The 26,882-nt window shown below is 61.3% G+C and carries 22 protein-coding genes; 16 read left to right on the plus strand and 6 right to left on the minus strand.

Going from position 1 to position 26,882, the window contains the following annotated elements:
• Positions 1 to 49: 49 nt before the first annotated feature.
• Genes rsmA through KL786_RS13685 form a run of 4 tightly spaced genes read right to left on the minus strand, consistent with a single transcriptional unit; the run spans position 50 to position 5,946 of the window.
• Positions 50 to 862, minus strand: a complete 813-nt coding sequence (gene rsmA / locus KL786_RS13670; protein ID WP_065942675.1) for a 16S rRNA (adenine(1518)-N(6)/adenine(1519)-N(6))-dimethyltransferase RsmA — start codon at positions 860 to 862, stop codon at positions 50 to 52.
• Positions 859 to 1,848 carry a 4-hydroxythreonine-4-phosphate dehydrogenase PdxA gene (gene pdxA, locus KL786_RS13675; RefSeq protein ID WP_090292214.1) on the minus strand — a complete coding sequence of 330 codons (990 nt, stop codon included), beginning with the start codon at positions 1,846 to 1,848 and terminating at the stop codon, positions 859 to 861. Before pdxA ends, rsmA begins: the two co-directional genes overlap by 4 nt.
• Positions 1,845 to 3,179, minus strand: coding sequence for a peptidylprolyl isomerase (locus KL786_RS13680; protein ID WP_175403881.1), 1,335 nt, complete (start codon positions 3,177 to 3,179; stop codon positions 1,845 to 1,847). The genes pdxA and KL786_RS13680 overlap by 4 nt, the downstream gene beginning before the upstream one ends.
• On the minus strand, positions 3,160 to 5,946 hold the full coding sequence (locus KL786_RS13685) for an LPS-assembly protein LptD (protein ID WP_215517942.1): 2,787 nt from the start codon (positions 5,944 to 5,946) through the stop codon (positions 3,160 to 3,162). The genes KL786_RS13680 and KL786_RS13685 overlap by 20 nt, the downstream gene beginning before the upstream one ends.
• A 130-nt stretch (positions 5,947 to 6,076) precedes the next feature.
• Between KL786_RS13685 and KL786_RS13690 the strand changes: the two genes are divergently transcribed.
• From KL786_RS13690 to KL786_RS13700, 3 genes are read left to right on the plus strand one after another with little or no spacing between them, the layout of a single operon-like run.
• Positions 6,077 to 7,102: an aminoglycoside phosphotransferase family protein gene (locus KL786_RS13690; RefSeq protein ID WP_215517943.1), complete on the plus strand. Its 1,026-nt coding sequence runs from the start codon at positions 6,077 to 6,079 to the stop codon at positions 7,100 to 7,102.
• Positions 7,099 to 7,773, plus strand: coding sequence for an N-acetylmuramate alpha-1-phosphate uridylyltransferase MurU (gene murU / locus KL786_RS13695; RefSeq protein WP_090292206.1), 675 nt, complete (start codon positions 7,099 to 7,101; stop codon positions 7,771 to 7,773). Before KL786_RS13690 ends, murU begins: the two co-directional genes overlap by 4 nt.
• Position 7,774: 1 nt before the next feature.
• Positions 7,775 to 8,542, plus strand: a complete 768-nt coding sequence (locus tag KL786_RS13700; RefSeq protein ID WP_215517944.1) for a TerB family tellurite resistance protein — start codon at positions 7,775 to 7,777, stop codon at positions 8,540 to 8,542.
• Between the two features lie 43 nt (positions 8,543 to 8,585).
• On the opposite strand, the gene KL786_RS13705 is transcribed toward KL786_RS13700, so the two are convergent.
• On the minus strand, positions 8,586 to 9,563 hold the full coding sequence (locus KL786_RS13705) for an alpha/beta hydrolase family protein (protein WP_215517945.1): 978 nt from the start codon (positions 9,561 to 9,563) through the stop codon (positions 8,586 to 8,588).
• A 61-nt stretch (positions 9,564 to 9,624) separates the two neighbouring features.
• Between KL786_RS13705 and KL786_RS13710 the strand changes: the two genes are divergently transcribed.
• The 10 genes from KL786_RS13710 to trpE all read left to right on the plus strand — a co-directional run bounded on the left by KL786_RS13710 (position 9,625) and on the right by trpE (position 21,835).
• Positions 9,625 to 12,015: a PAS domain-containing sensor histidine kinase gene (locus KL786_RS13710; protein WP_215517961.1), complete on the plus strand. Its 2,391-nt coding sequence runs from the start codon at positions 9,625 to 9,627 to the stop codon at positions 12,013 to 12,015.
• Positions 12,016 to 12,036: 21 nt separating this feature from the next.
• Complete coding sequence (locus KL786_RS13715; RefSeq protein ID WP_029296794.1) at positions 12,037 to 12,666, plus strand: response regulator; 630 nt, start codon at positions 12,037 to 12,039, stop codon at positions 12,664 to 12,666.
• Positions 12,667 to 12,918: 252 nt separating this feature from the next.
• Complete coding sequence (locus tag KL786_RS13720; RefSeq protein WP_215517946.1) at positions 12,919 to 14,031, plus strand: ABC transporter ATP-binding protein; 1,113 nt, start codon at positions 12,919 to 12,921, stop codon at positions 14,029 to 14,031.
• 46 nt (positions 14,032 to 14,077) lie between these two features.
• Positions 14,078 to 15,121, plus strand: coding sequence for an ABC transporter substrate-binding protein (locus tag KL786_RS13725; protein ID WP_215517947.1), 1,044 nt, complete (start codon positions 14,078 to 14,080; stop codon positions 15,119 to 15,121).
• A gap of 137 nt (positions 15,122 to 15,258) precedes the next feature.
• Positions 15,259 to 16,506, plus strand: coding sequence for an ABC transporter permease (locus KL786_RS13730; RefSeq protein WP_032858526.1), 1,248 nt, complete (start codon positions 15,259 to 15,261; stop codon positions 16,504 to 16,506).
• A 12-nt stretch (positions 16,507 to 16,518) separates the two neighbouring features.
• Positions 16,519 to 17,346, plus strand: coding sequence for an ABC transporter permease (locus tag KL786_RS13735; RefSeq protein ID WP_032858524.1), 828 nt, complete (start codon positions 16,519 to 16,521; stop codon positions 17,344 to 17,346).
• 216 nt (positions 17,347 to 17,562) lie between these two features.
• Entirely contained in the window at positions 17,563 to 18,711 is a 1,149-nt protein-coding gene (locus KL786_RS13740; protein ID WP_215517948.1) for an iron-containing alcohol dehydrogenase, read from the plus strand.
• Between the two features lie 84 nt (positions 18,712 to 18,795).
• On the plus strand, positions 18,796 to 19,470 hold the full coding sequence (gene rpe / locus KL786_RS13745) for a ribulose-phosphate 3-epimerase (RefSeq protein WP_032858521.1): 675 nt from the start codon (positions 18,796 to 18,798) through the stop codon (positions 19,468 to 19,470).
• Entirely contained in the window at positions 19,467 to 20,285 is an 819-nt protein-coding gene (locus KL786_RS13750; RefSeq protein WP_065942665.1) for a phosphoglycolate phosphatase, read from the plus strand. The genes rpe and KL786_RS13750 overlap by 4 nt, the downstream gene beginning before the upstream one ends.
• Before the next feature lie 68 nt (positions 20,286 to 20,353).
• Positions 20,354 to 21,835 (plus strand): anthranilate synthase component I, encoded by a 1,482-nt coding sequence (trpE, locus tag KL786_RS13755; RefSeq protein WP_215517949.1) that lies wholly within the window; start codon positions 20,354 to 20,356, stop codon positions 21,833 to 21,835.
• Positions 21,836 to 21,972: 137 nt separating this feature from the next.
• On the opposite strand, the gene estP is transcribed toward trpE, so the two are convergent.
• On the minus strand, positions 21,973 to 23,895 hold the full coding sequence (gene estP, locus KL786_RS13760) for an esterase EstP (RefSeq protein WP_215517950.1): 1,923 nt from the start codon (positions 23,893 to 23,895) through the stop codon (positions 21,973 to 21,975).
• Positions 23,896 to 24,315: 420 nt separating this feature from the next.
• Here estP and KL786_RS13765 point away from each other — a divergent pair, with 420 nt between their 5' ends.
• Genes KL786_RS13765 through trpC form a run of 3 tightly spaced genes read left to right on the plus strand, consistent with a single transcriptional unit; the run spans position 24,316 to position 26,801 of the window.
• Positions 24,316 to 24,909, plus strand: a complete 594-nt coding sequence (locus KL786_RS13765) for an aminodeoxychorismate/anthranilate synthase component II (protein ID WP_032858516.1) — start codon at positions 24,316 to 24,318, stop codon at positions 24,907 to 24,909.
• A gap of 9 nt (positions 24,910 to 24,918) precedes the next feature.
• Entirely contained in the window at positions 24,919 to 25,968 is a 1,050-nt protein-coding gene (gene trpD / locus KL786_RS13770) for an anthranilate phosphoribosyltransferase (protein WP_215517951.1), read from the plus strand.
• Positions 25,965 to 26,801, plus strand: a complete 837-nt coding sequence (gene trpC, locus KL786_RS13775; RefSeq protein ID WP_215517952.1) for an indole-3-glycerol phosphate synthase TrpC — start codon at positions 25,965 to 25,967, stop codon at positions 26,799 to 26,801. The genes trpD and trpC overlap by 4 nt, the downstream gene beginning before the upstream one ends.
• The last annotated feature ends 81 nt before the right edge of the window (positions 26,802 to 26,882 follow it).

Here is a 26,882-nt window from a genome sequence, read left to right on the forward strand (position 1 = left end):
ACCTGGTGCGCTCCCGTGCAGGAGCCGGCTTGCCGGCGATGGCGGTGGGTCAGTCGACGACAGGCGCTGGCTGGATGGCTAGCTGGTCCGCCAGACGCACGAACGCGGCCAGGTCCAACTGCTCCGGGCGCAGGCTGCCGTCGACACCGGCGGCTTCGATCTCGGCGTTGCTCAAGAGTGCCTTGAGCGTGTTGCGCAAGGTCTTGCGCCGCTGGTTGAATGCTTCGCGCACGACCCGCTCCAGCAGGCGATGATCCTTGGCCGGGTGCGGAAGGACTGCATGCGGCACCAGGCGCACAATCGCCGAATCGACTTTTGGCGGCGGATTGAACGCGCCCGGGCCCACATTGAACAGGTGCTCGACCCGGCAGTGGTACTGAACCATGATCGACAGGCGACCCCAATCACCGCCGCCTGGGCCGGCCGCCAGGCGCTCGACCACTTCCTTTTGCAGCATGAAGTGCATGTCGCGGATGATGCCTGCGTTGTTCAGCAGGTGAAAAATCAGCGGTGTGGAGATGTTATACGGCAGGTTGCCGACAACCCGCAGGCTGTGGGGGGCAGCATTGAGGCTGTTGAAGTCGAACTTCAGTGCATCGCCCTGGTGCAGGTTGAAGTTGGGCTTGCCGGCGAATTGCTGGTTGAGGATCGGAACCAGGTCTTTATCCAGCTCAATCACATCCAACTGTCCTCCGCTGTTGAGCAGGCCCTGGGTCAGTGCGCCCTGGCCCGGACCGATTTCCAGCAGGCGGTCTTCAGGCTTGGCATGGATGGAGCGCAGGATGCGGTCGATGACGCCGGCATCGTGCAGGAAGTTTTGCCCGAAGCGCTTGCGCGCCCGGTGTTGGTAATGCTCGGTCATATACGGGTCTCGGCCATCTGATAGGCGGTTTCCAGGGCCACGTGCAGGCTGCCGGTATCGATCTTGCCGCTGCCCGCCAAGTCCAGGGCGGTGCCATGGTCGACGGAGGTGCGGATGATCGGCAGGCCCAGTGTCACGTTGACAGCGGCGCCGAAGCCTTTGTATTTCAGCACCGGCAGCCCCTGGTCATGGTACATCGCCAGCACTGCATCGCAGTGCTCCAGATATTTGGGGGTAAACAGAGTGTCCGCAGGCAGTGGGCCACGCAGGTCCATGCCTTCTTGGCGCAGACGCTCCAGGGTTGGTTCGATGATGTCGATTTCTTCATGGCCCAAGTGGCCGCCTTCGCCGGCGTGGGGGTTGAGCCCGCAGACCAGGATGCGCGGTTGGGCAATGCCGAATTTTTGTTGCAGGTCGGCGTGCAGGATGCGCGTTACACGCTCCAGGCGTTCGACGGTAATGGCATCGGCAATCTCGCGCAGTGGCAGATGCGTGGTCACCAATGCGACTCGCAGGCCGCGCGTGGCCAACATCATCACCACTTGCGCAGTGTTCGTCAGTTCGGCGAGGAATTCGGTGTGACCGGAAAAGGCGATGCCTGATTCGTTGATCACGCCTTTGTGCACAGGGGCGGTGATCATGCCGGCGAAGTCGCCGTTGATGCAGCCTTGCCCGGCACGGGTCAGGGTCTCTAGCACAAACGCCGCATTGGCCTTGTCCAGATGCCCGGCGACCACCTTGGCTTGCAGCGGGGTGTCCCACACATACAGGCTGCCCGCGGGTGCTGGCAGGTCGGGCCAGTTGCCCGGTGCGGCGTCCAACAAGTTGACCGCCACGCCCAACTGCGCGGCCCGCTCAAGGAGCAGGTCGCGGCTGGTAATGGCAATCAGGGGATGTGGCTGGGCGTGCGAGGCGAGCAGCAGGCACAGGTCTGGACCTATGCCGGCCGGCTCGCCGGGTGTCAACGCGAAACGCTGGGGTTTCACTGGGCTGCCTGGTCGGTGCCTGTCGGTTCGGCGCCAGGAAGCTTGTTTTCCACGTAGGCTTCGTCACGGATCTGACGCAACCAGGTTTGCAGCTCTTCATCGTACTTGCGGTTACGCAATACGGTCAGCGCTTGCTGCTCGCGGGCCTGGGTGGTGTTGTCGGTGGCGCGGCGGCCAAGGACTTCCAGGACATGCCAGCCGTATTGGGTCTTGAACGGCTTGGATAGCACGCCTTGCGGCGTATCGTTCATGACTTGCTGGAACTCGGGTACCAGGGCCCGTGGGTCGATCCAGTTCAGGTCGCCACCGTTGAGGGCGGAACCCGGGTCTTCCGAGAAGCTTTTGGCCAGGGTGGCGAAGTCTTCGCCGCCTTCGATGCGCTCATAGATCTTCTGCGCCAGTTCCTTGGTTTGAGCCTCGGTGCGAATCTCGCTTGGCTTGACCAGGATGTGGCGGACATGCACTTCGTCCTTCAACGAAGCCTCACCGCCGCGACGCTCCAGCAACTTGAGAATGATGAAGCCGCCAGGCGTGCGCGCAGGTTGGGTGATACCACCCACTTCCATGGCGCTCAGCTCACGGTCAAACGGTGGTGGCAATTGAGCAGCTTTACGCCAGCCCATGTCACCGCCTTCAAGGGCGTTGTCGCTGCCGGATTGGGCGATGGCCATCTGGGCAAAGTCAGCACCTGCCTTGAGACGGTCATAGATAGCCTGGGTCTTGGCTGCGGCAGCGTTGAGCTGCTCGGCATTGGCGCTGTCAGGCGTCGGGATCAGGATATTGGCCAGGCGCAGTTCTTCGGAGAGCTGCATCTTGCCCAGGTCCGAGGCCAGGAAGTTCTTCACTTCCTGCTCCGAGACCTGCACGCGTTCGGCCACACGGCGCTGGCGCACACGGCTGATGATCATTTCGCGGCGGATCTGGTCACGGGCGTCCTCATAGGAGAGGCCATCACGAGCCAGGGCCGCACGGAACTGATCAATGCTCATGTTGTTGCGCTGAGCGATGGTGCCGACGGCCTGGTTCAGTTCTTCGTCGGTGATGCGGATGCCCGAGCGGTCGCCAATCTGCAATTGCAGGTTTTCGACGATCAGGCGTTCCAGCACCTGCTGGTCCAGGACGCTGGTCGGCGGCACGCCACCACCGCGCTTGGCGATGGTTTGCTGAACTTCCTTGACCCGTTGGTCGAGTTGGCTCTGCATGATCACGTCGTTATCGACGATGGCCACTACCTTGTCCAACGGTTGCACTGCCGCGTGTGCCGCAGCTGTACCCAGGAACAGCGCGCCCAGCATCAGCGGGCGCAGACACTCAGAAAGCTTTATCTTCACGTTCACGATAACCTTGGATGCCTTTGTCGAGGAAGCTCTCTACCTTGGCGCCAGTCAGGCCGCCGAGTCCCTTGAGGACGATTTGGAGGAAGAGCCCGTGGTCGCCTTTTTCGTTCTGCGGGGCGATCTGGGTGTATTCGTCGTTGGAAACCCAATAACGGTTGATCACGCGCAGTTTCCAGCAGCAGTTGTCGTATTCGAAACCACCAAAGGCTTCCAGGGTACGGTTGCGTGCATAGTCATACTGCCAGCGGGTAATCAGGTTCCACTGTGGAACGATCGGCCACATCATCGAGAAGTCGTGTTGCTGGATTTTGTAGTAATCCTTCTCGAAGCCTGGTTGCCCTTCGGTACCGTAATCGCCACCAAACTGCCATTTACCGGTCAACTGGTTGTAGACCACCTGGTCGTTACGATAGCGATAACCAACGTTGATAACCTTGTTCGGGTTGTCTTCCGGCTGGTAATGGAACATTGCGCTACCGGAGCGAGCCGCGTGCTCCTCGGTGTCCCAGTTATAGTCGGCGGTCGCACGCCAGTCGCGGTTGAAGCGGAACTCGTAGTCCAGGGCGATTGGCGAGACGTCCGATTGCGAGTCGGCGCGGTCGGCGGCCACGATGCCAGGCAGTTGAACCTCGCGGTCCTTGAAGTACAGCGCTTGGCCGATGGCGACACGCTGACGCTCAAAGCCGTTTTCTTCGATCCAGCGACTGGTCAGGCCCATCGACAGTTTGTTTTCGTCACCGATCCGGTCAGTGCCCGAGAAGCGGTTGTCACGGAACAACGAGTTGTAGTTGAACGTGGTTTCGCTGCTATCGAACACTGGGATATCGGACTGGTCTTTCTCTGGAACATAGAGATAGAACAGGCGCGGCTCCAGGGTCTGAGTGTAGTTTTTGCCAAACCACTGGGTGCTGCGATCAAAGAACAGCCCGCTGTCGACGCTGGCGATTGGTACGGAGCGATCTTGCGAGCTCTTGAATTTCTGCCCCGCGTCAATCATTTGCTGTTTGCCGGCGCCGTCGAGATCAAGATCGTACTTGGTGTAGGCGTACTTGAGCTTCGGAGTAATGAACCCGTAACTTGAATTCATCGGTAACGATATGCTTGGGGCCGCGTTCAACCGCGTACCGTTTGCACGTGTTAGCCCTCTCACGTAGGTATCCAGACGGGGTTCGCCGTTGGGAAACGGGCCTCCATCCTTATTGAAAATATTGCCAGTCCTCAGATCCCGATCAAACCGGACAGCCTCGGCGTCATAAGCAAAGTACAGCCCGCCAGGACGGTAAGGCAGTGCACCGTTGATGGTCAGCTGCGGTAACCGGTTGTATGGAGTGATCTGCGAGATCGTCGCCAGCTCGTAGGCTTGCAGGTTCAGCTGAGCCGTATAAGTATCGCCGCGATAGCTGGCAGTACCTTGCTGGTTGACGAATTCACGAGACTCGACGCCAATCTGATTGGACTTCAGATCCTGGAAGTAGAATGGATCGCTGATCTTGGTGTAGTCGATCTCAGTCAATAAGCGCGAATCCAGCCCACCCTTGTGCTGCCAATTGAGCATATAACGGGTTTTGTTGTAGTCGCTCTGTTTCTTCCGCTCGTCGCTGTCATCGTTCAGATACGCACCGCCGAACTGACCTTCGCTGGACTTGGTGAGGTAGCGGAACTCGCCTTCCATCAACATGCCGCGCTTGGTCATGTATTGCGGATACAACGTGGCATCGTAGTTCGGCGCCAGGTTGAAGTAGTAAGGCGTTACCAGCGTAAAGCCACTTTCCCCGCCCGAGCTGAAGCTCGGCGGCAGGAAGCCGGACTGACGACGATCGTCAATCGGGAAATAGATATACGGGGTGTACAGGATCGGGATGTTCTTGACCCGCAACGTCGCGTTGGTCGCCGTACCGAAGCCGGTGGCCGGGTTCAACGTGATGTTGTTGCCGCGCAGTTGCCAGGCATTGCTGTCCGGCTCGCAGGTGGTGTACGTACCGTCCTTGAGACGGATGATCGCGTTTTCGGCACGCTTGGCGTACAGCGCGTTACCGCGGATGCGCGATTTGTGCATCACGTATTCGGCGTTGTCGATCTGCGCTGCGCCGGTGTCCAGTTGGACCTGGGCGTGGTCGCCGACGATCAGCGCGCCGTTGTCGCGCAGGCGCACCTTGCCGTTCAGCTCACCGCGGTTCTCGGCCTGGTACAGGCTGGCCTCGTCGGCCTCGACCTGCATGCTGCCCTGGCGCATGACCACGTCACCGGCCAGGGTTGCGACTTGTGTTTCCTGCTCGTAACGAGAGGCCTTGGCACCGATGAAGGTCGGCGCGTCGCTCTTGTCCGTCTTGTCGTTCATGCCAGGACGGATCGGCTCGATGTACGCACCGGCGCAATAAGGGCCGGTTTCGGCCAGTTGCGCAGCGGTGAGGTTTTCCCGAGGGACCCAGTCCAGGTGGCTGTAGTCGGCGCTGCGCGAGCGCAGGCCACGGCCCTTGGATTCGGTGACCAACTTGGTCTGCGGCACGGCTTCGGCACCCGCAGCCTCGCCTTGCGGCGTGCTGTTGGCCGAGCTGACGGCACTGCCGTCATGCACCGGACGCGGTGGCAAAGGGGCTGCGCTGGCTTTCGGCGCGCAATCCCAGGCACCCGAAGCAGAGACTGAGCAGTCATACTGTTCCGCGGCGACCACGAATGAGGTGGCGAAGGGTTGCATGGCCAGCAGACTGCCGGTTACCAGCAACGGAAATTTTCTACGAAACGCGGGGGATTTCAATGCCATCTTATTAGTCCGGGCTTCCTGCGTGCCATCTGCCCGCGGTGTGGGCCGCACGCCTCTCGATGGTCTGAAAAAGATGGGTGATAATAAAGCATGACCCGCTTGACGGCTAGCGCCGTCGGAGACCCTTGTAATGCCCGACCAAGATCTACGTTTGCAACACCTGAAAGTCTGGCTTGATCAGCAGTTACCTATCCTTTTTGCGACTCAGGGTTGGGGTGCCGTGCCCCCGGCCACATTGACCGGGGCCAGCAGCGACGCGAGTTTCAGGCGGTACTTCCGCTGGGAGGGCGAGGGCCGCACGTTCATTGTGATGGACGCTCCGCCACCCCAGGAAAACTGCAAACCTTTCGTCGATATCGCTCGAATGCTGGCGAAATCAGACATAAATGTTCCGCAAATATATGCAGAAGATTTGTCCCAGGGCTTTCTTTTGCTTAATGACCTTGGGCAAAAAACCTATTTGGATGTGATTGACTGCGAAAATGCCGATCAATTGTTTGCCGATGCCATCGACGCGCTGCTGGCTTTCCAGCAATTGCCGATGGACGCCGGGTTGCCCAGCTATGACGTGGCATTGTTGCGCCGCGAACTTGAGCTGTTTCCCGAGTGGTACGTGCGCCGGCACCTGGGCATCGAGCTTGACGACCAGCAACTGGTCCTTTGGCAGCGGGTCAGCCAATTGTTGATCGACAGTGCCCTGGCCCAGCCCAAGGTCTTGGTGCATCGCGACTATATGCCGCGCAACCTGATGATCAGCGTCCCGAACCCTGGCGTGCTGGATTTCCAGGATGCGGTCTACGGCCCTGTCACCTACGACATCACCTGCTTGTTCAAGGACGCCTTCCTCAGTTGGCCCCAGGCGCGGGTGCGTGAATGGCAGCGCGGCTATTGGCAGCGTGCTGGCCAATTGGGCATCCCGGTACAGGCGGATTTTGAAGACTTCCTGCGTGCCAGCGACTTGATGGGGGTGCAGCGGCACCTCAAGGTCATCGGTATCTTCGCGCGTATCTGCCACCGTGATGGCAAGCCCCGCTACCTGGCGGACGTGCCGCGCTTCTTTGCTTATATAGAAGCGGTGTTGGCGGATCGTCCGGAACTGGCAGAATTGGGCGAGTTGCTGGCCAGCCTGCGCCAACCGGCCGAGGCCCACGCATGAAGGCCATGATCCTCGCAGCAGGCAAGGGCGAGCGGATGCGCCCGCTGACCCTGCACACCCCCAAGCCACTGGTCCAGGCCGGTGGCAAGCGCCTGATCGAGTATCACCTGGAGGCGCTGGCGAAAGCGGGATTCACCGATATCGTCATCAACCATGCCTGGCTGGGCCAGCAAATCGAGAGTTATCTGGGGGACGGCGCGCAATTCGGCCTGCGGATCCGCTATTCCCCGGAAGGCGAGCCCCTGGAAACCGGCGGCGGGATTTTCCAGGCCTTGCCCTTGCTGGGCGACGAGCCGTTCCTGGTGGTCAATGGCGATATCTGGACCGACTACGACTTTGCCCGCCTCAAGCAGCCCCCAAGCGGCCTGGCGCATCTGGTGATGGTCGACAACCCGGCGCATCACCCCAGCGGTGGCGATTTCTATATCAAGGACGGTTTGCTTCATGATGCCGCGCCCGGTGCCGATAACCTGACCTTCAGTGGCATTTCAGTGCTGCACCCCAAACTGTTCGCGGGTTGCAGTGCCGGTGCCTTCAAGCTGGCGCCGTTGTTGCGCACAGCGATGGCTCAAGGCTTGGTCACGGGGGAACACATGGATGGACGCTGGATTGACGTCGGTACGCTGGAGCGCCTGGCGCAGGTCGAAAACCTGCTGACCGTGGGCCAGTAAGATGCTGTGGCCAGGGACTCTGATCGGAGCCGGGGCGGGGTTTGCCATCGCCAGCATTCCGGGGGCCATGTTGGGTGCGTTATTGGGCCAGGCGCTGGATCGGCGCCTGCAATTGCGCAGTTGGGCGCACCTGCGCGAGCGCCTGGGCGGCCGTCCGGCGCTGCGTAATGACGAATTGCTGTTTGTGTTGCTGGGCCGTCTGGCCAAGAGCAACGGGCGGGTGGTGGACGGGCATATCCAGCAGGCGTGGGTGGAGATGCGTTCGCTGGATATGACCGAGCCGGCCCAGCGCCGTGCGATTGCGGCGTTCAATCGGGGTAAGTCGGGGACCGATCGTGTGCGCAGTTACCTGCGCGTGCTCAAGGCCCAGCCCCATGCGGCAGAAGGTGTATTGCGCGCCTGCTGGCGCATGGTCTGGGCCGACGGCAAGGCCAGCCACGCCGAGCGCGACCTGATCGAACTCTGGGGTAAGTGGCTGGGGTGGACGCCGCAACAGATCCAGGCCCTGGCTCAAGATTACGAGCCGGAGCGCAAACCCCTGGCCACTCGCGGTGGCACCTACCAGGAAGCCCTGCGGATTCTTGACGTGAGCGCCACTACGGAGCCTGCGGCCATCAAGCGTGCCTATCGACGACTGCTCAGCCGCCATCACCCGGACAAGATTGCCGGCAGCGGTGCCAGCCCTGCACAAGTGCGCGAGGCCACGGAGCGCACGCGTGAGCTGCATAGTGCTTATACGATAATTCGCGAGCAGCGCAATTTCCGCTGAGCCCTTTGTAGGAGCGAGCAAGCTCGCTCCTACAAAGGGTGGGTCAGCTTCCGCTGTTTTGCGGGCTCAACCAGCCGCGAATGCGTCGGTACAACTGTTCCTGGGCCGCTGCGCTATTACCGGGAATCGTCTTCAACGACACTTGCTTGTAGTTGTCATTCTTCAGCCGCTTGCTCGCCTGGCTGCGTTCCAACGCCATTTTGCTTGCCAGGGCGTTGTCCTGGTAGAAGACATCGGCGGTCGCCAGCTTCAAGGTCGGCGCCAACTGTTGCAGGTCCGGTTGACGACCCACCGGCGTTTGCGCGGCGACCATGATGAACTTCTGCACCTGGGCAGGTTGTTTTTCGCTCAGGTAGCGCGCTGCCCACCAGGCCCCGCTGCCGTGCCCCAGCAGCACCACACTGCGGGCGCTCTGGGTCTGGGCGAAGGCCACGGCAGCATCGATACGGGCGAAGATCCGTGTCGCATCGGTCTTGTCCTGCTCGTCCACGCCGGGGACCACGGCCGGGTCGGTGCCCTCGGCTTCGGCGCTGGCCGCCTGTTCGATCGGTTTGGGCGCGGCGGTGCTGGCATCCTTGCTGCTGGTGTCGACGGCCGCGTCGGGAGCCTGGATGACCCGAGGCGGCAGGGTGTCCAGGCTCAGGTCGGGTAGCGACAGACTCAGGCTGCCCCAGGCGGCATCCGGCAACTTCTGGCGCAAAGGCCCGATTGCCTGCGGCCAGTCAGCAGTTTCCCCGGCCCCCGGCACGATAATCACCACACCTTGCGGCTCGGCGCTGTTGGCCGGCTTCCACAGGGCCAGGAATGACTCATCGCCTGCCTGCAATTGTTGCTGCTCCTGGGGTGGCAGTTGCCGCTCAAGGGCGTTGGCTTCCTCCTGGCTGCGCTCGGGCAGGGGCAGGCGTTGCACTGGTTTTTCGGCGGCAGCCGGCGCGGTGTCAGCCGCCTGCACGCAAAAGGTGCTGGTAAACAGGAGCGACAGGCACAATGCTGGCAGTGTCGAACGGTGAAGCGGGGGCATAGTGCAATTCCGGCCAGAAGTGATCCCGGCAGCCTAATGGGTTGGATGTGAGATGTGAATGATGATTTTTCGCTGTCTGCTGGTTATCGGCTATCTGTGCCTTCCCTTGATGGCGAGTGCCGCGCCTGCGTCCATGGTGCCGCCGGCGGTGCTCAGCGGCCAGCAGCGCGAGTGGCTGGCGCAGCACTCGCAACTGCGGGTCGGCGTGGTGTTGCAGGCACCTTACGCGCAATACGACCGGCGCCTGCAGCGGCTGTCCGGGGCCAATGTCGAGCTGATGCAGGCGCTGGCCAAGACATTGAATATCGAACTGACCTGGCGCAACTTCCCCACGCAAGAGCAGTTGGAAGACGCCTTGCGCGAGGACGCGGTCGACCTCGCGCCTGGCCTGCTGCAAACCCCAGCCGGATTGCGCCTGTGGTTGTTTTCCGACCCATATATGCGTGTGCCCCAGCATATCGTGGGTATCCGTGACGGCAGCGGCGCGGTAGACCTGGAAAAACTCGACGAACATTCCAGGGTCGCCGTGCGCATGCCCAGTGCGGTAGCCGATTATTTGCGCAGCAATTACCCCAATCTGAACCTGCAAGGCGTGCCCCAGGAGCGCCAGGCCCTGCAATTGTTGGTCAGCCAGCAGGCGCGCTATGCGGTGATCGATGAGGCGCAGTTGAGTCGTCTGTCCGCCGAGCCTGAGTTCGCGGCTCTGGCGGTGGTCGGTGATATTGGTTTGCCCCAGTTACTGCGGGTGGCCACTCGACGTGACTGGCCACCTTTGGCGGACATTATCGAGAGCGGCCTGCGGGCCATTCCCGCCCGGGAGCTGGAGCAATTGCACGCCCGCTGGCTGCAACCCAAATACCCACGGCTCTCGGAATCGCCGGGGTTCTGGCAGAACCTGAGCCTGCTGCTGGGCCTGTTGTTGCTCGCCTGTCTGGCGGTTGCCCTGTGGCAGCGCCGCCACCAGCGTGTGTTAGAGCAGGAACTGCTGGCAACCCGTGAAGAAAGCGCCGCCCGTGCGGCAGGTGCCGAAGCGTTGCGCCTGACCCAATTTTCTATCGACCAAAGCACCGTCGGCATCCTCTGGGTCAACTGGGACAGTCACGTGCGCTACGCCAACGTCGCCGCCGAAGCCATGCTCGGCTACGCTTCGGGCGCGCTGATCGAGCGACCGCTGATCGAGTTCGAACCCAACCTGAGCATGGACCGCTGGCTGCATCTATGGAAGCGCGCCCGGGCCAGCGAGGACGGGCCACAGAGCTTTGCCACCCAGTGCCTGCGTGCCGATGGCAGCCTGTTACCCACGGATGTGTCGCTGAGTTTCCTGCGTTTTGCCGGCGGCGAATACCTGGTGGTGTACCTCACCGACGTTACCGAGCGCCGCCGCGCATTGGCCGCCTTGCAGGAAAGTGAAGCGCGCCTGCAAGGTATCGCCGCCAATGTGCCGGGGATGGTATTTCGCCTGGAGCGGCTGGCGCGGAGTGCTGAAATCGACTTTGCCTATATCAGCGAAGGCAGCGAGCGCCTGGTGGGGTACTCGCCATCTTTCCTCAGCCACCGTGATGTGGGGATTCGCAGCCTGGTCCACCCCGATGACCGGGCCAGTTATCACCAGACCCAGGACCACGCCATCGACAGCGAGGGCAACTGGTCGTGGCAGGGCCGCATCCTCACTCGCCAGGGCGAGCAGCGCTGGGCCGAGATCAAGGCCGTTACCCGGCGCCTGGCCGATGGCGCGGTGGTCTGGGACGGGATCGTCTGGGACATCAGCGACAGCAAGCGTATCGAGCTGGAGCTGGACGCCTCGCGGGCGCAACTGCGCGAGCTGTCGGCCCACCTGGAAACCGTGCGCGAGGAAGAGAAGGCGCGCATCGCCCGTGAAGTCCACGATGAACTGGGGCAAATGCTCACCGTGTTGAAGCTGGAAACCTCTATGTGCGAGTTGGCCTACGCGCAGTTGGACCCCGGCCTGCACGAGCGCCTGAACAGCATGAAACGCTTGATCGCGCAGTTGTTTCAACTGGTCCGTGATGTGGCTACCGCGCTGCGCCCGCCGATTCTCGACGCCGGGATTGCCTCGGCCATCGAATGGCAGGCGCGGCGGTTCGAGGCGCGCACGCAGATTCCATGCCTGGTGCAAGTGCCGGACAATCTCCCAGCCCTGAGCGACGCCAAGGCCATTGGCCTGTTCCGCATCCTGCAAGAGGCCCTGACCAATGTCATGCGCCATGCCCAGGCGCATACTGTGGAGCTGACCCTGGTGGTCGACGGCGATAACCTGCGGCTGACCATCAGCGATGATGGTGCAGGCTTTGTCCCTGCGCCAGGACGTCCGGTGTCGTTTGGCCTGGTGGGCATGCGCGAGCGCGTGCTGATTATGGGCGGGCAGTTGACCCTCGACAGCGAACTGGGGGAGGGCACCACCCTGAGCGTGACCGTGCCGCTGGATGCCTAACTACAACAAGAGGAAAACCCTGTGATCCGCGTATTGGTAGCCGAAGACCACACCATCGTCCGCGAAGGTATCAAGCAGTTGATCGGCCTGGCCAAGGACCTGCTGGTGGTGGGTGAGGCGGGGAATGGCGAGCAACTGTTGGAAGCCTTGCGCCATACGCCCTGTGAGGTCGTGTTGCTGGATATCTCGATGCCTGGGGTCAACGGCCTGGAAGCGATTGCGCGGATTCGCGCGCTGAACAATCCGCCGGCGATCCTGGTGCTGTCGATGCATGACGAGGCGCAAATGGCCGCCCGGGCGCTGAAGGTCGGCGCAGCGGGGTATGCGACCAAGGACAGTGATCCGGCCCTGTTGTTGACGGCGATTCGCAAGGTGGCCGCGGGCGGGCGTTATATCGACCCGGACCTGGCCGACCGCATGGTGTTTGAAGTCGGTCTCACCGATGCCCGGCCCTTGCACTCGTTGTTGTCCGAGCGTGAGTTCTCGGTGTTCGAGCGCCTGGCCCAAGGCGCCAATGTCAACGATATCGCCCAGCAACTGGCCTTGAGCAGCAAGACCATCAGCACCCACAAGGCGCGGTTGATGCAGAAGCTCAACATCACCTCCCTGGCAGAACTGGTGAAATACGCGATGGAGCACAAACTCCTGTAGGAGACTGGCTTGCCATGCTCCTACAGGGGGCGTATCTATTTGCGACACTCCTGAAACACCCCATAGCCCATGCTTGCGGCTTATCGCTTGAAGCTTGCCGCAGCACTGTTCCCTACCCGCCATCCGTGTAGGGCAATCCCTACCCCGAACCTTCCACCGCGCTGATGCCAATCTCTCTTGCGCCCCGATTTCCGGGGGCTTGCGCCTGGACTACGCTAGCTCCACAGCAGTCCAAAACAAAAAGGTGCGGGTATGAGCGAGGTGGATTCAAATGATGTGCTGGTCAGCTTTCGTGGTGTGCAGAAGAGCTACGACGGCGAGAACCTGATCGTCAAAGACCTCAACCTGGACATTCGCAAAGGCGAGTTTCTTACCCTGCTGGGGCCGTCCGGTTCGGGCAAGACCACCAGCCTGATGATGCTCGCCGGTTTCGAGACTCCGACAGCCGGGGAGATCCTGCTGGCCGGGCGCTCCATCAACAATGTGCCGCCGCACAAGCGCGACATTGGCATGGTGTTCCAGAACTATGCGCTGTTCCCGCACATGACCGTGGCCGAGAACCTGGCGTTCCCCCTGTCGGTAAGGGGGTTGAGCAAGACCGATATCAGCGAGCGGGTCAAGCGTGTGCTGAGCATGGTCCAGCTCGATGCCTTCGCCCAGCGCTACCCCGCGCAACTTTCCGGCGGCCAGCAGCAACGGGTCGCGCTGGCCCGCGCACTGGTGTTCGAACCGCAACTGGTGCTGATGGACGAACCCCTCGGCGCCCTCGACAAACAGCTGCGTGAACACATGCAGATGGAGATCAAGCACCTGCACCAGCGCCTCGGTGTGACTGTGGTCTACGTGACCCACGACCAGGGTGAAGCGCTGACCATGTCCGACCGCGTGGCGGTGTTCCACCAGGGCGAGATCCAGCAGATCGCCCCACCGCGCACCTTGTATGAAGAACCGAAAAATACCTTTGTCGCCAACTTCATTGGCGAGAACAACCGCCTTAACGGCCGCCTGCACAGCCATACCGGCGAACGGTGTGTGGTCGAGTTGGCGCGGGGCGAGAAGGTCGAGGCGCTGGCGGTCAACGTCGGCCAGATCGGTGGCCCGGTGACGCTGTCGGTGCGCCCGGAACGGGTCAGTCTCAACGGTTCCAGCGAGAGCTGTGTCAATCGCTTCTCGGGCCGGGTGGCGGAATTTATCTACCTGGGCGACCACGTACGTGTGCGCCTGGAAGTCTGCGGCAAGGCCGATTTTTTTGTGAAACAACCGATCGCCGAGCTGGACTCGGCGCTGACGGTCGGCGACGTGGTTCCGATTGGCTGGCAAGTCGAGCACGTTCGCGCACTCGACCCACTTCTAGAGGCGAATTGATCGCCCCCTTGGCTTCACCCAACCCTGCACGTGGAGAGAACAATAAATGTTGAGATCCCTGAAATTGACCGCCCTGGCCATTGGCCTGGCGGGTGCTTCACAGGTCATGGCAGGCCCCGACCTGACAGTGGTGTCGTTTGGCGGCGCGAACAAGGCGGCTCAGGTCAAGGCCTTCTATGCGCCGTGGGAAAGCGCGGGCAACGGCAAGATCATTGCTGGCGAGTACAACGGTGAGATGGCCAAGGTCAAAGCCATGGTCGACACCAAGAGCGTGTCTTGGGATCTAGTGGAGGTCGAATCGCCGGAACTGTCCCGTGGCTGTGACGAAGACCTCTTCGAACCGTTGGACCCAGCGTTGTTCGGCAAGACTGAAGATTACGTAAAAGGCGCGATCCAGCCCTGCGGCGTGGGTTTCTTCGTGTGGTCCACCGTGCTGGCTTACAACGCCGACAAGCTGAAAGCGCCACCAGGCGGCTGGGTGGATTTCTGGGATACGAAGAAATTTCCCGGTAAGCGTGGCCTGCGCAAAGGCGCCAAATACACCCTGGAATTTGCCCTGATGGCCGACGGCGTGGCGCCCAAGGATGTCTACAAAGTGCTGGCCAGCAAAGACGGCCAGGACCGCGCCTTCAAGAAACTCGATGAACTCAAACCGTCGATCCAGTGGTGGGAAGCCGGCGCACAGCCGCCGCAGTACCTGGCCTCGGGTGATGTGGTCATGAGCTCGGCCTACAACGGCCGGATCGCCGCTGTGCAGAAAGAGAGCAACCTGAAAGTGGTGTGGAACGGCGGTATCTACGATTTCGATGCCTGGGCGATCCCCAAGGGCCTGAGCAAGGAGCGCGCTGAGGCAGCGAAGAAATTCATCGCCTTCTCCGTGGCACCGCAACAGCAGAAAACCTATTCGGAAAACATCGCCTACGGCCCGGCCAATACCCAGGCTGTGCCGCTGCTGGCCAAGGACATCCTCAAGGATATGCCGACCACCCCGGAAAACATCGCCAACCAGGTGCAGATCGATGTGAGCTTCTGGGCGGATAACGGCGAGCAGTTGGAGCAGCGCTTCAATTCCTGGGCCGCCAAGCAATAAGCCGCGCCGCATACCCCTGTAGGAGCAGGCTTGCCTGCGATCGAATCACCTCGGTACACCTGATACACCGAGGCGCTGCCATCGCAGGCAAGCCAGCTCCTACAGAGGTCTCAACAGTAGATTTTCCGGAGTTTGCCATGGCCATCGCCGTTCCCTCGAACGAGGTCACCACCCCCAGCTTGAAACAGCGCCTGGCGCGTGCCGAGCGGCTTAATCGCTGGAAGGCCCAGGCCTTGATTGCGCCGCTGGTGGTGTTTTTGCTGCTGGTATTCCTGGTGCCCATCGTTGCGCTGCTCTACAAAAGCGTCGGCAACCCGGAAGTGGTCGCCGGCCTGCCGCGTACCGTGGTCGCGGTAACCGCGTGGGATGGTCGCGGCCTACCTGACGAGCCGGTGTACCGGGCCATCAGCGAGGACCTGGGCGAGGCCCGCAAAAACCAGACCCTGGGCGATTTGTCCAAACGCTTGAACATGGAACTGGCAGGCTATCGCAGCTTGTTGACCAAGACCGCGCGGGCGCTGCCGTTTAGCGAAGCACCGGCCTCTTATAAAGAAGCGCTGGAAAACCTCGACGAACGCTGGGGCGACCCCGCGTACTGGCAGGCAATCCGCCGCAACACCAGCAGCCTGACGCCTTATTACCTACTGGCGGCGGTCGATCACCGTATCGACGACCTCGGCGAAGTTGCCCCGGCCACGCCGGATCAGGCGATCTACCTCGATATCTTTGCCCGTACCTTCTGGATGGGCCTGGTCATCACCGTGTGCTGCCTGCTGCTGGCTTATCCGCTGGCCTACCTGCTGGCCAACCTGCCAGCGCGGCAAAGCAACTTGCTGATGATTCTGGTGCTGTTGCCGTTCTGGACGTCGGTACTGGTGCGCGTGGCTGCATGGATCGTGCTGTTGCAGTCCGGCGGCCTGATCAACGGTGCGCTGATGAGCCTGGGCATCATCGATAAGCCCTTGGAACTGGTGTTCAACCGGCTTGGGGTCTACATCTCCATGGTGCATATCCTGCTGCCATTCATGATTCTGCCGATCTATAGCGTGATGAAGGGCATTTCGCCGACCTATATGCGCGCGGCGATTTCCCTGGGCTGTCATCCATTTGCCAGTTTCTGGCGGGTGTACTTCCCGCAGACCTACGCCGGCGTCGGCGCCGGCTGCCTGCTGGTGTTCATCCTGGCGATTGGTTACTACATCACCCCGGCGCTGCTGGGCAGCCCGAACGACCAGATGGTCAGCTACTTCGTGGCCTTCTACACCAACACCAGCATCAACTGGGGCATGGCCACCGCGCTGGGCGGCTTGCTGCTGCTGGCGACCGTCGTTTTGTACCTGATCTACAACTGGCTGGTGGGCGCCAGCCGCCTGCGCCTGAGCTGAGGAGCGCCTGAAATGACCAGCAGTCCTTACATGTCACCCATCGAGCGGGTGTGGTTCTACAGCTTGCGGATTCTCTGCGGCCTGATCCTGTTGTTCCTGATCCTGCCGGTGTTGGTGATCATCCCGCTGTCGTTCAACTCCGGGAGTTTTTTGGTGTACCCGTTGCAGGGGTTTTCGTTGCACTGGTACCAGGACTTCTTCGCCTCGGCGGAATGGATGCGCGCCTTGAAGAACAGCATCATTGTCGCCCCGGCGGCCACGGTGCTGGCGATGATCTTCGGCACATTGGCGGCCATCGGCCTGACCCGTGGCCATTTCCCCGGCAAGGCGCTGGTGATGGCCCTGGTGATTTCGCCGATGGTGGTGCCAGTGGTGATTATCGGCGTGGCCAGCTACCTGTTCTTCGCCCCGCTGGGATTGGGCAACAGCTTCTTTTCGCTGATCGTGGTGCATGCGGTGTTGGGCGTGCCGTTTGTGATCATTACCGTGTCGGCGACCTTGCAGGGGTTCAACCATAACCTGGTGCGGGCGGCGGCCAGCCTGGGTGCATCGCCACTGACTGCCTTTCGCCGGGTGACCTTGCCGCTGATTGCGCCGGGAGTTATTTCCGGGGCACTGTTTGCCTTTGCCACGTCCTTCGACGAGGTGGTGGTGACGCTGTTCCTCGCCGGGCCCGAGCAGGCGACCTTGCCTCGGCAGATGTTCAGTGGCATCCGCGAAAACCTCAGCCCGACCATCGCCGCTGCGGCGACCTTGCTGATTGCCTTCTCGGTGGTATTGCTGCTGACCCTGGAATGGCTGCGTGGTCGTAGCGAAAAACTGCGCACCGCCCAAGTCTGACTGCTGAAACCCGATCACCTGTGGGAGCTGGCTTGCCTGCGATGGCATCACCTCGGTACACCTGACACACCGAGCCGATACCATCGCAGGCAAGCCAGCTCCTACATTGAACGTGCCCGCCTTGAGTCATCTGACCATTCAGCCGCTGAATGGCAGACAACCCATATTCCCCAGCTATTCTTGTGCCAGCCCCCCAACCTATAAGAGGCCGCGCACATGAGTACCTCCTCATTCAAGATCGCCCACAAACTGCTCACCGGCCCAGGCGCCATCGAGCAGCTGGCCTTTGAGCTGACTCGGCTGGATGTCGATAACCCGCTGATCGTCACCGATGCCGCGCTGGTCAAGTCCGGCACGGTACAACTGGCGTTGGCGCAGTTGGGTGATCGTCCCTTTGAGATTTTCGACCGCGTGCAGCCCGACCCGGAAATAGCCATCGTCGAAGACTGCATGCAGGTCTACCGCGAAGGCGGGCATGACGGCCTGATTGGCGTGGGCGGTGGCAGTGCCATCGATATTGCCAAGAGCGTCGCCGCCTATGCCGGTTATCACGGCGCCCTGGCTGACCTGTTCGGTGTGGACCAGGTGCCGCGCAAAGGCCCGCCGCTGATTGCCATCCCGACCACGGCCGGCACCGGTTCGGAAGTGACCAATGTGGCGATTCTGTCGGACAAGGCCGCGCAATTGAAAAAAGGCATCGTCAGCGACTACCTGCTACCGGATGTCGCGCTGATCAGCCCGCAAATGACCCTGACCTGTCCGCGCAGTGTCACGGCGGCCAGTGGCGTGGATGCCCTGGTGCATGCCATCGAGTCCTATCTTTCCCTGAACGCCTCGCCGATCACTGATGCCCTGGCCATCGGTGCAATCAAGCTGATCGCCAATGCGTTGCCCAAGGCCTACGCCAACCCGGCCAACCTGCAGGCGCGTGACGATATGGCCACCGCCAGCCTGATGGCCGGCATGGCGTTTGGTAACGCCGGGGTGGGCGCGGTGCATGCCTTGGCCTACCCGTTGGGCGGGCGCTTCAATATTGCCCACGGGGTGAGCAACGCATTGCTGCTGCCTTACGTCATGCACTGGAACAAGCTGGCCTGTGTCGAGCGCATGCAGGATATTGCCCAGGCCATGGGCGTGAATGTCAGCGGTTTGAGTATCAACGACGCTGCCGACCAGGCGGTGGAGGCGATGACGCGGCTATGTGCCGCAGTGGAAATCCCCCAGGGCCTGCACAGCTTCGGCGTGCCTGAGGACGCGATCCCGGGCATGGCGGCAGAGGCGGCGGGAATCGAGCGGCTGATGCGCAACAACCCGCGCAAGCTCAGCGCGGCGGATATCGAGAAAATCTACCGCGCTGCCTACTAGCCATTGAGTCAGGTCACGGTGCGCGCAGCAAAGCATGAGGTATACAATGCGCGCCATCGTGATTTAGCTCAGAAAAGGTGCGTCATGCAGCCCTTCGTTATTGCTCCATCGATCCTCTCCGCCGACTTCGCCCGCCTAGGCGCGGAAGTGGACAACGTGTTGGCCGCCGGTGCCGATTTCGTGCACTTCGATGTCATGGACAACCACTACGTGCCGAACCTGACCATCGGTCCGATGGTCTGCGCAGCGCTGCGCAAGTACGGCGTGACCGCACCGATTGACGTGCACCTGATGGTCAGCCCGGTGGATCGCATCATCGGTGACTTCATCGAAGCCGGCGCGACCTACATCACCTTCCACCCGGAAGCCACGCTGCACATCGACCGCTCCCTGCAGTTGATCCGCGAAGGCGGTTGCAAGGCCGGGCTGGTGTTCAACCCGGCGACCCCGCTGGACACGCTCAAGTACGTGATGGACAAGGTCGACATGGTCTTGCTGATGAGCGTCAACCCAGGCTTCGGCGGGCAGAAGTTCATCCCCGGCACCCTCGACAAGCTGCGTGAAGCCCGGGCGCTGATCGATGCCTCTGGCCGCGATATCCGCCTGGAGATCGACGGTGGGGTCAACGTCAACAACATCCGTGAGATCGCGGCGGCGGGCGCCGACACCTTCGTCGCCGGTTCGGCAATCTTCAACACCCCTGACTATCAGGCGGTGATCGCCAAAATGCGTGCAGAACTGGCGCTGGCACGTCCATGAGTGGTTTTGAGCAGCTGTTCCCCGGCAAATTGCCACGGCTGGTGATGTTCGATCTGGACGGCACCCTGGTCGACTCGGTGCCGGACCTCGCCGTTGCGGTGGACCAGATGCTGCTCAAACTGGGGCGCAAGCCCGTGGGTATCGAGTCGGTGCGTGACTGGGTCGGCAACGGCGCACAGATGCTGGTGCGCCGGGCCCTGGCCAATCACATCGAGGCTGAAGGTGTCGATGAAGTCGAGGCCGAGCACGCGCTGGAGCTGTTCAATGCGGCCTATGAAGACGGCCACGAACTGACGGTAGTTTACCCCGGCGTGCGCGACACCCTCAAGTGGTTGCACAAGCAGGGCGTGGAAATGGCCCTGATCACCAACAAGCCGGAACGCTTCGTTGCGCCGCTGCTGGACCAGATGAAGATCGGCCGGTATTTCCGCTGGATCATCGGTGGCGATACCTTGCCGCAGAAAAAGCCTGATCCGGCGGCGCTGTTCTTCGTGATGAAAATGGCCAACATCCCGGCGTCCCAGTCGTTGTTTGTCGGCGATTCGCGCAGTGATGTGCTGGCGGCGAAAGCGGCGGGCGTGCAGTGCGTGGCCTTGAGCTACGGCTACAACCATGGCCGGCCGATCGCCGAAGAGTCGCCGGCGCTGGTCATTGATGACCTGCGACTGCTAATCCCCGGTTGCTTGGGAGCGGGCGCTGAGATAACGTTGCCCGACGCTGTCCCATCCCCTTCTGGAAATCCCATCGTGGTGGTCACTCGCAAACTCTGGATGAAAGTCATCAAGGCCCTGGCCCGCTGGCGTTGGCGCGCCTGACTGATCCTGGCCGCGCTGCGGCACGTTTGCATACCTGACCGTTAGACCCTCACGCCACGAGGCACCTCATGATCCGCGAAGAATTCCTGCGTTTGGCCGCTGCCGGCTACAACCGCATCCCCATGGCCCGGGAAACCCTGGCCGACTTCGATACGCCGCTGTCGATCTACCTGAAACTGGCCGATGAGCCCAACTCCTACCTGCTGGAGTCGGTGCAGGGCGGCGAGAAGTGGGGCCGTTACTCGATCATCGGCCTGCCGTGCCGCACCGTTCTGCGGGTGCATGACCATCACGTCAGCATCACGTGTGATGGCGTCGAGATCGAAAGCCACGATGTCGAAGACCCGCTGGCCTTTGTCGAAGCCTTCAAGGCGCGCTACAACGTGCCGACCATTCCCGGCTTGCCGCGTTTCAACGGCGGCCTTGTCGGTTATTTCGGCTACGACTGCGTACGCTATGTGGAACAGCGCCTGGGTAAATGCCCGAACCCCGATCCGTTGGGTGTGCCGGACATCCTGCTGATGGTTTCCGACGCGGTGGTGGTATTCGACAACCTTGCCGGCAAGATGCACGCGATCGTCCTCGCCGACCCGGCCCAGGCCGATGCTTTCGAGCAAGGCCAGGCCAGCCTCGAGGCCCTGCTGGACAAGCTGCGCCAGCCGATCACCCCGCGTCGTGGCCTGGACCTCAGTCGTCCGCCGGCGGCCGATCCGATCTTTCGTTCAAGCTTTACCCAGGATGACTACGAGCGCGCGGTCGATACCATCAAGGAATACATCCTCGCCGGTGATTGCATGCAAGTGGTGCCGTCGCAGCGTATGTCCATCGACTTCAAGGCCGCGCCGATTGATCTGTATCGGGCACTGCGCTGCTTCAATCCGACGCCGTACATGTACTTCTTCAACTTTGGCGATTTCCACGTGGTCGGCAGCTCGCCGGAAGTGCTGGTGCGCGTTGAAGACAACCTGATCACCGTACGCCCGATTGCCGGCACCCGTCCTCGCGGCGCGACCGAAGAGGCGGACCTGGCCCTGGAACAGGACCTGCTGTCCGACGACAAGGAAATCGCCGAGCACCTGATGCTGATCGACCTGGGGCGCAACGACACCGGGCGCGTTTCGGAGATCGGCTCGGTGAAGCTCACCGAGAAAATGGTGATCGAGCGTTATTCCAACGTGATGCATATCGTCTCCAACGTCACCGGCGAGCTAAAGGCCGGCCTGACGGCGATGGATGCGTTGCGCGCGATTCTGCCGGCGGGCACTTTGTCTGGCGCACCGAAGATTCGCGCGATGGAAATCATCGACGAACTGGAGCCGGTCAAGCGTGGTGTCTACGGCGGCGCCGTGGGTTACTTTGCCTGGAACGGCAACATGGATACCGCGATTGCGATCCGCACGGCGGTGATCAAGGACGGCGAACTGCATGTGCAGGCGGGCGGCGGGATTGTTGCTGACTCGGTTCCGGCCCTTGAGTGGGAAGAAACCCTGAACAAGCGCCGGGCGATGTTCCGTGCGGTGGCGTTGGCCGAGCAAACCCCGCAGGACTAACGCCCGATCCAGATCCAACTGTGGAGCGGGTTTGTGTGGGAGCGGGCTTGCTCGCGAATGCGGTGGATCAGTCGGTACATGTATTGACTGATCCACCGCGCCCCCACATTGGTTTTTTTGTTGGGCTTACGACCGCATTAGAAATCCAGGCTCACCCCGACACTGACTCCCTGCTGGGTCAGGCTGTCATCCTTCCTTACGTTATAGGCGGCCCGCAACGCCAGCTCCTGGGTCAACTTGTGGCTGACCCCGAGGCTCAAGCGCTCCGAGTTGCTGCGAGGGGTGTAGCCGTCCAGCTTGAAATCGATCCCCTGCACGCTGTTGAGCGAAATGTTGACCTTCTGGGTGTCATTTTCAAACTCATGCTCGTGAGCCACTTCGCCAAATACCTGGGTTTGCGGGGTGATCCGGTAGCTGCCTTGCAGGCCAACACCCAGGCGCCTGGAGTCGCGTTGCTGGTCATCAAACGTCAGTGCGGTGGAGCGGCTGCCTTTCTCCGAGTAGCCATCAACTTCGACCCGCGCATAGTCGGCACTGATGAACGGGGACAGGTGCCAATCGCTGCCGACCCCGGCAATGTCATAGCCCACGCGGCCGCTCAAGGCCCAGAGCCAGCCATCAGTATCGCCCTTTTCGGAGCCTTCGCTGACGCCCAGGGCGAACTTGCGCTTGAGGCTGTCGAAGTCCAGTCTGCCGCCGGTCAATGCGGCATCGGCCCACCAGTGATTGTTCTGATACTGCGCGAATGCGCTGCCCATGTAGCTGTTGAGCTTGTAGTCCGAGTCGCTGGCGCCGGCTTCTAGGGTCTGGCGATACAAGCCCGCCGCAACGCCTACGCGCCAACTGTCGTCGAGTCGATAGCTGGTACCGACATTCAGGTTGTAGCCGCTGCCGTCGCCGCTGACCGAGCTGTCTTGACCATCAAATTCCAGACGCTGGCCACCGCCGGCGACAATCGCCCGCCACTGTCCGACAGCCTGCCAGTTGCCGTTGTCAGCCTGCCATTGGTTGCGCAGTTCATCCTGGTGAGCACGCAGCGTGCCTTGGGCCATCTCCGGCAGCAAGGTCAGCTCCCAGGGGGCGGCGAGCAGCGAATAGGCGTAGTCGGCGATCAGGCGTTGCCCCGCGACGGTGGGGTGGACCGAGTCGTTGTAGATCAGCTTGGTCGGATCCGGATTGGTGCCGCCAATGCCGTAGACCGGGCTGGCGGTGCAACTGTTACCACTGAAGCAAGTGCCGGTAAGATTCTGCCCGGTCGCCAGGCCAAAGCGGCCCGGGTCGGCGAAGGATTCCTGCAACAACAGTGGAGTATTCAACGGGATTATCTGGGCATCGATCTGCGACAGGCGTTGTACCAATGCCTGGTTGAAAATATTACTCAGGGCGGAGGTCGCTGCCTGCTGTGGTGTGCCGTTGATGGCGGGTGTCAGGCCCAGGTCGGGCAGCATCCATACCATGATGTAGCGTGCGCCCGCTTGTTGCAGGGCCTGGGCACTGTCGGCCAGGCGCCCGCCGGCAGCAACGGCGTCGCCCGGGCTACCGATGCGCTGTTGCAGGAAGTCATTGCCGCCACCGGACAGAAAATACAGGGCGTTGGGGTCGGCGCGCCCGCCGTTAGCCGGCAGATAGCCCTGGCGACTGCGCAAAACAGTGCCAGCACCCGCATTGCCGGGTGGGATCGCCGTGTTGGATACCGAGGTGATGGAGTCCAGGATGTTGTCGGTACGGTAGCCGCCGACCGCCCAGTTGTTGCCGTCAGGCAAGCCTTGCGCCGCGCGAACCGGTGAGGTGGAGGCATTCAGGTCGTTTGCTGCGACGCCCAGTTTCGAGCCCAATAGGGTCGATGAAACCTGGCCATAGTCGCCCTGGAATGTGGGGCCGGTACGGTTGGTAAAGCGCAGGGTGGCGCCGGACAACCCATCGGGAAACTGGCCTGCGTCCGCCAGGCTATCGCCAAAAACGACCATGGTTGAATACGGTGAAGGTGCTGCAAACGCTTGCGTGCAGGCCAGTGCCAAGAGGCAGCCGGCAAGGGGCGCGACAAAAGAGGGTCTGAGCATACGAAATTCCATGTGATTGTTTTTGTATCGGAAGTGAAACACTAGCAATGTAGTGGGAGTTCCCTGTAAGGAAAATCGTTATTTTCTTGCAAACCCTTTGTCATGGCCCCCGTATTTGCTACTCCATATTGCACCGCTGGCGAGGCTACGTTACTGTGTTTGAACGTATGAATGAGACCCTCCCCGTGTTGATCATCAGCAAACTCTTGATGCAAGTAGTCAAGGCACACGCCCGTTGGCGTTGGCGCGCCTGAATTTTCTCTGCCGGCCCGGCCGGACCTGTACCGATTTGCCTTCTTCACCCTTTGTTTGACGCCCCTTGCCGGCTGACCCTGGCAACCGGAACGTGCGTCTGGCAGCGGGTCACTCTCTTGGAAGGCGGTCACTCGAAATCAGTGAATTCAAGAGGTTTGAACCCACATGTTGCTGATGATTGATAACTACGACTCCTTTACCTACAACGTTGTGCAATACCTGGGCGAGCTGGGTGCCGAGGTCAAGGTGGTGCGCAACGATGAAATGACCGTGGCACAGATCGCTGCCTTGAACCCGGAGCGCATCGTCGTTTCGCCCGGGCCGTGCACGCCGACCGAAGCGGGTATTTCCCTTGAAGCGATCAAGTATTTCGCCGGCAAGCTGCCGATTCTCGGGGTTTGCCTGGGCCACCAGTCGATCGGCCAGGCGTTTGGTGGCGATGTAGTGCGTGCCCGCCAGGTGATGCACGGCAAGACCAGCCCGGTGTTCCATCATGACCAGGGTGTGTTCCAGGGCCTGAACCTGCCGGTGACGGTGACCCGCTACCACTCACTGGTGGTCAAGCGCGAAACCTTGCCCGAGTGCCTGGAACTGACGGCCTGGACCCAACTGGAAGATGGCTCGGTCGATGAGATCATGGGCCTGCGGCACAAGACACTGAATGTCGAAGGGGTGCAATTTCACCCTGAATCGATTCTGACCGAGCAGGGCTACGAGCTGTTCGCCAACTTTCTCAAGCAGAGCGGCGGCACGCGCTAAGGACTTTCCATGGATATCAAGACTGCCCTGAGCCGTATCGTCGGCCATCTGGACCTGAGCACCGCTGAAATGAGCGATGTCATGCGCGAAATCATGACCGGTCAATGCACCGATGCGCAGATTGGCGCCTTTATGATGGCCATGCGCATGAAAAGCGAGAGCATCGACGAAATCGTCGGCGCCGTCTCGGTGATGCGCGAGTTGGCGGACAAGGTCGAACTCAAGACCCTCGATGGCGTGGTCGATGTGGTTGGCACCGGCGGCGATGGTGCGAACATTTTCAACGTGTCGACGGCGTCTTCCTTTGTAGTAGCGGCGGCCGGCTGCACCGTAGCCAAGCACGGCAACCGTGCCGTGTCGGGCAAGAGCGGCAGTGCCGACCTGCTGGAGTCGGCCGGTATCTACCTGAACCTGACCCCGGTCCAGGTGGCGCGCTGCATTGATAACGTTGGCATCGGCTTTATGTTTGCCCAGTCCCACCATGGGGCGATGAAGCACGCTGCTGGCCCGCGCAAGGACTTGGGCCTGCGTACCCTGTTCAACATGCTTGGCCCGCTTACGAATCCGGCCGGTGTGAAACATCAGGTGGTGGGCGTGTTCAGCCAGGCGCTGTGCCGGCCATTGGCCGAAGTCCTGCAACGCCTGGGCAGCAAGCATGTGCTGGTGGTGCACTCCAAGGATGGCCTGGACGAATTCAGCCTGGCGGCCCCGACCTTTGTGGCAGAGCTGAAGAACGGCGAGGTCACTGAGTATTGGGTCGAACCAGAAGACCTCGGCATGAAGAGCCAGAGCCTGCATGGCCTGGCGGTGGAAAGCCCGGCGGCGTCCCTGGAACTGATTCGCGATGCCTTGGGGCGGCGCAAGACTGAAAATGGCCAGAAAGCGGCTGAGATGATTGTTCTGAATGCTGGCGCGGCACTTTACGCCGCCGATCACGCCTATAGTCTTAAAGAAGGTGTCGCCTTGGCCCACGATGCGCTGCATACGGGTCTGGCTCGCGAAAAACTCGAAGAGCTGGGAGCATTCACGGCCGTATTCAAGATGGAGAATGAAGGATGAGCGTGCCAACAGTCCTGGAAAACATCCTCGCGCGCAAAGTTGAAGAGGTGGCCGAGCGCCGCGCCCGCGTGAGCCTGGCCGAGCTGGAAGGCCTGGCTAAAAGCGCCGATGCACCGCGTGGCTTTGCCAATGCGCTGATTACCCAGGCCAAGCTCAAGCAGCCAGCGGTGATTGCAGAAATCAAGAAGGCCTCGCCGAGCAAGGGCGTGATCCGCGAGCACTTCGTACCGGCAGAGATTGCTGCCAGTTACGAGAAGGGCGGCGCGACCTGTCTTTCGGTGCTGACTGACATCGACTATTTCCAGGGCTCCGACGCTTACCTGCAACAAGCCCGCGCTGCGTGCAAGTTGCCGGTGATCCGCAAGGACTTCATGATCGATCCGTACCAGATCGTCGAAGCTCGGGCATTGGGCGCGGATTGTGTGTTGCTGATCGTTTCGGCGCTGGACGACGTGCAGATGGCTGAGCTTGCGGCTGTTGCCAAAGGCGTGGGCCTGGATGTGCTGGTAGAAGTCCACGACGGTGACGAGCTGGAGCGAGCGCTGAAAACCCTCGATACACGGCTGGTTGGGGTCAACAACCGCAATCTGCATACCTTTGAAGTCAACCTCGAAACCACCTTGGACTTGCTGCCGCGCATTCCCCGCGACCGACTGGTGATTACCGAGAGCGGGATCGTCAATCGTGCGGATGTGGAGTTGATGGAAATCAGCGACGTCTACTCGTTCCTGGTCGGCGAGACCTTTATGCGTGCGGAAAATCCTGGGGCTGAGTTGCAGCGCCTGTTTTTCCCGGAGCGTGGTGTGCCGGTCAGCGGTTCGACGCTGGATTGATTTGAAACGCGGTCACTGTGGGAGCTGGCTTGTGTGGGAGCTGGCTTGCCTGCGATAGCGATGTATCAGTCGCCAATGCAT

This window comes from Pseudomonas sp. TAE6080 (genome assembly GCF_018732265.1).
Lineage (GTDB): Bacteria > Pseudomonadota > Gammaproteobacteria > Pseudomonadales > Pseudomonadaceae > Aquipseudomonas > Aquipseudomonas brenneri.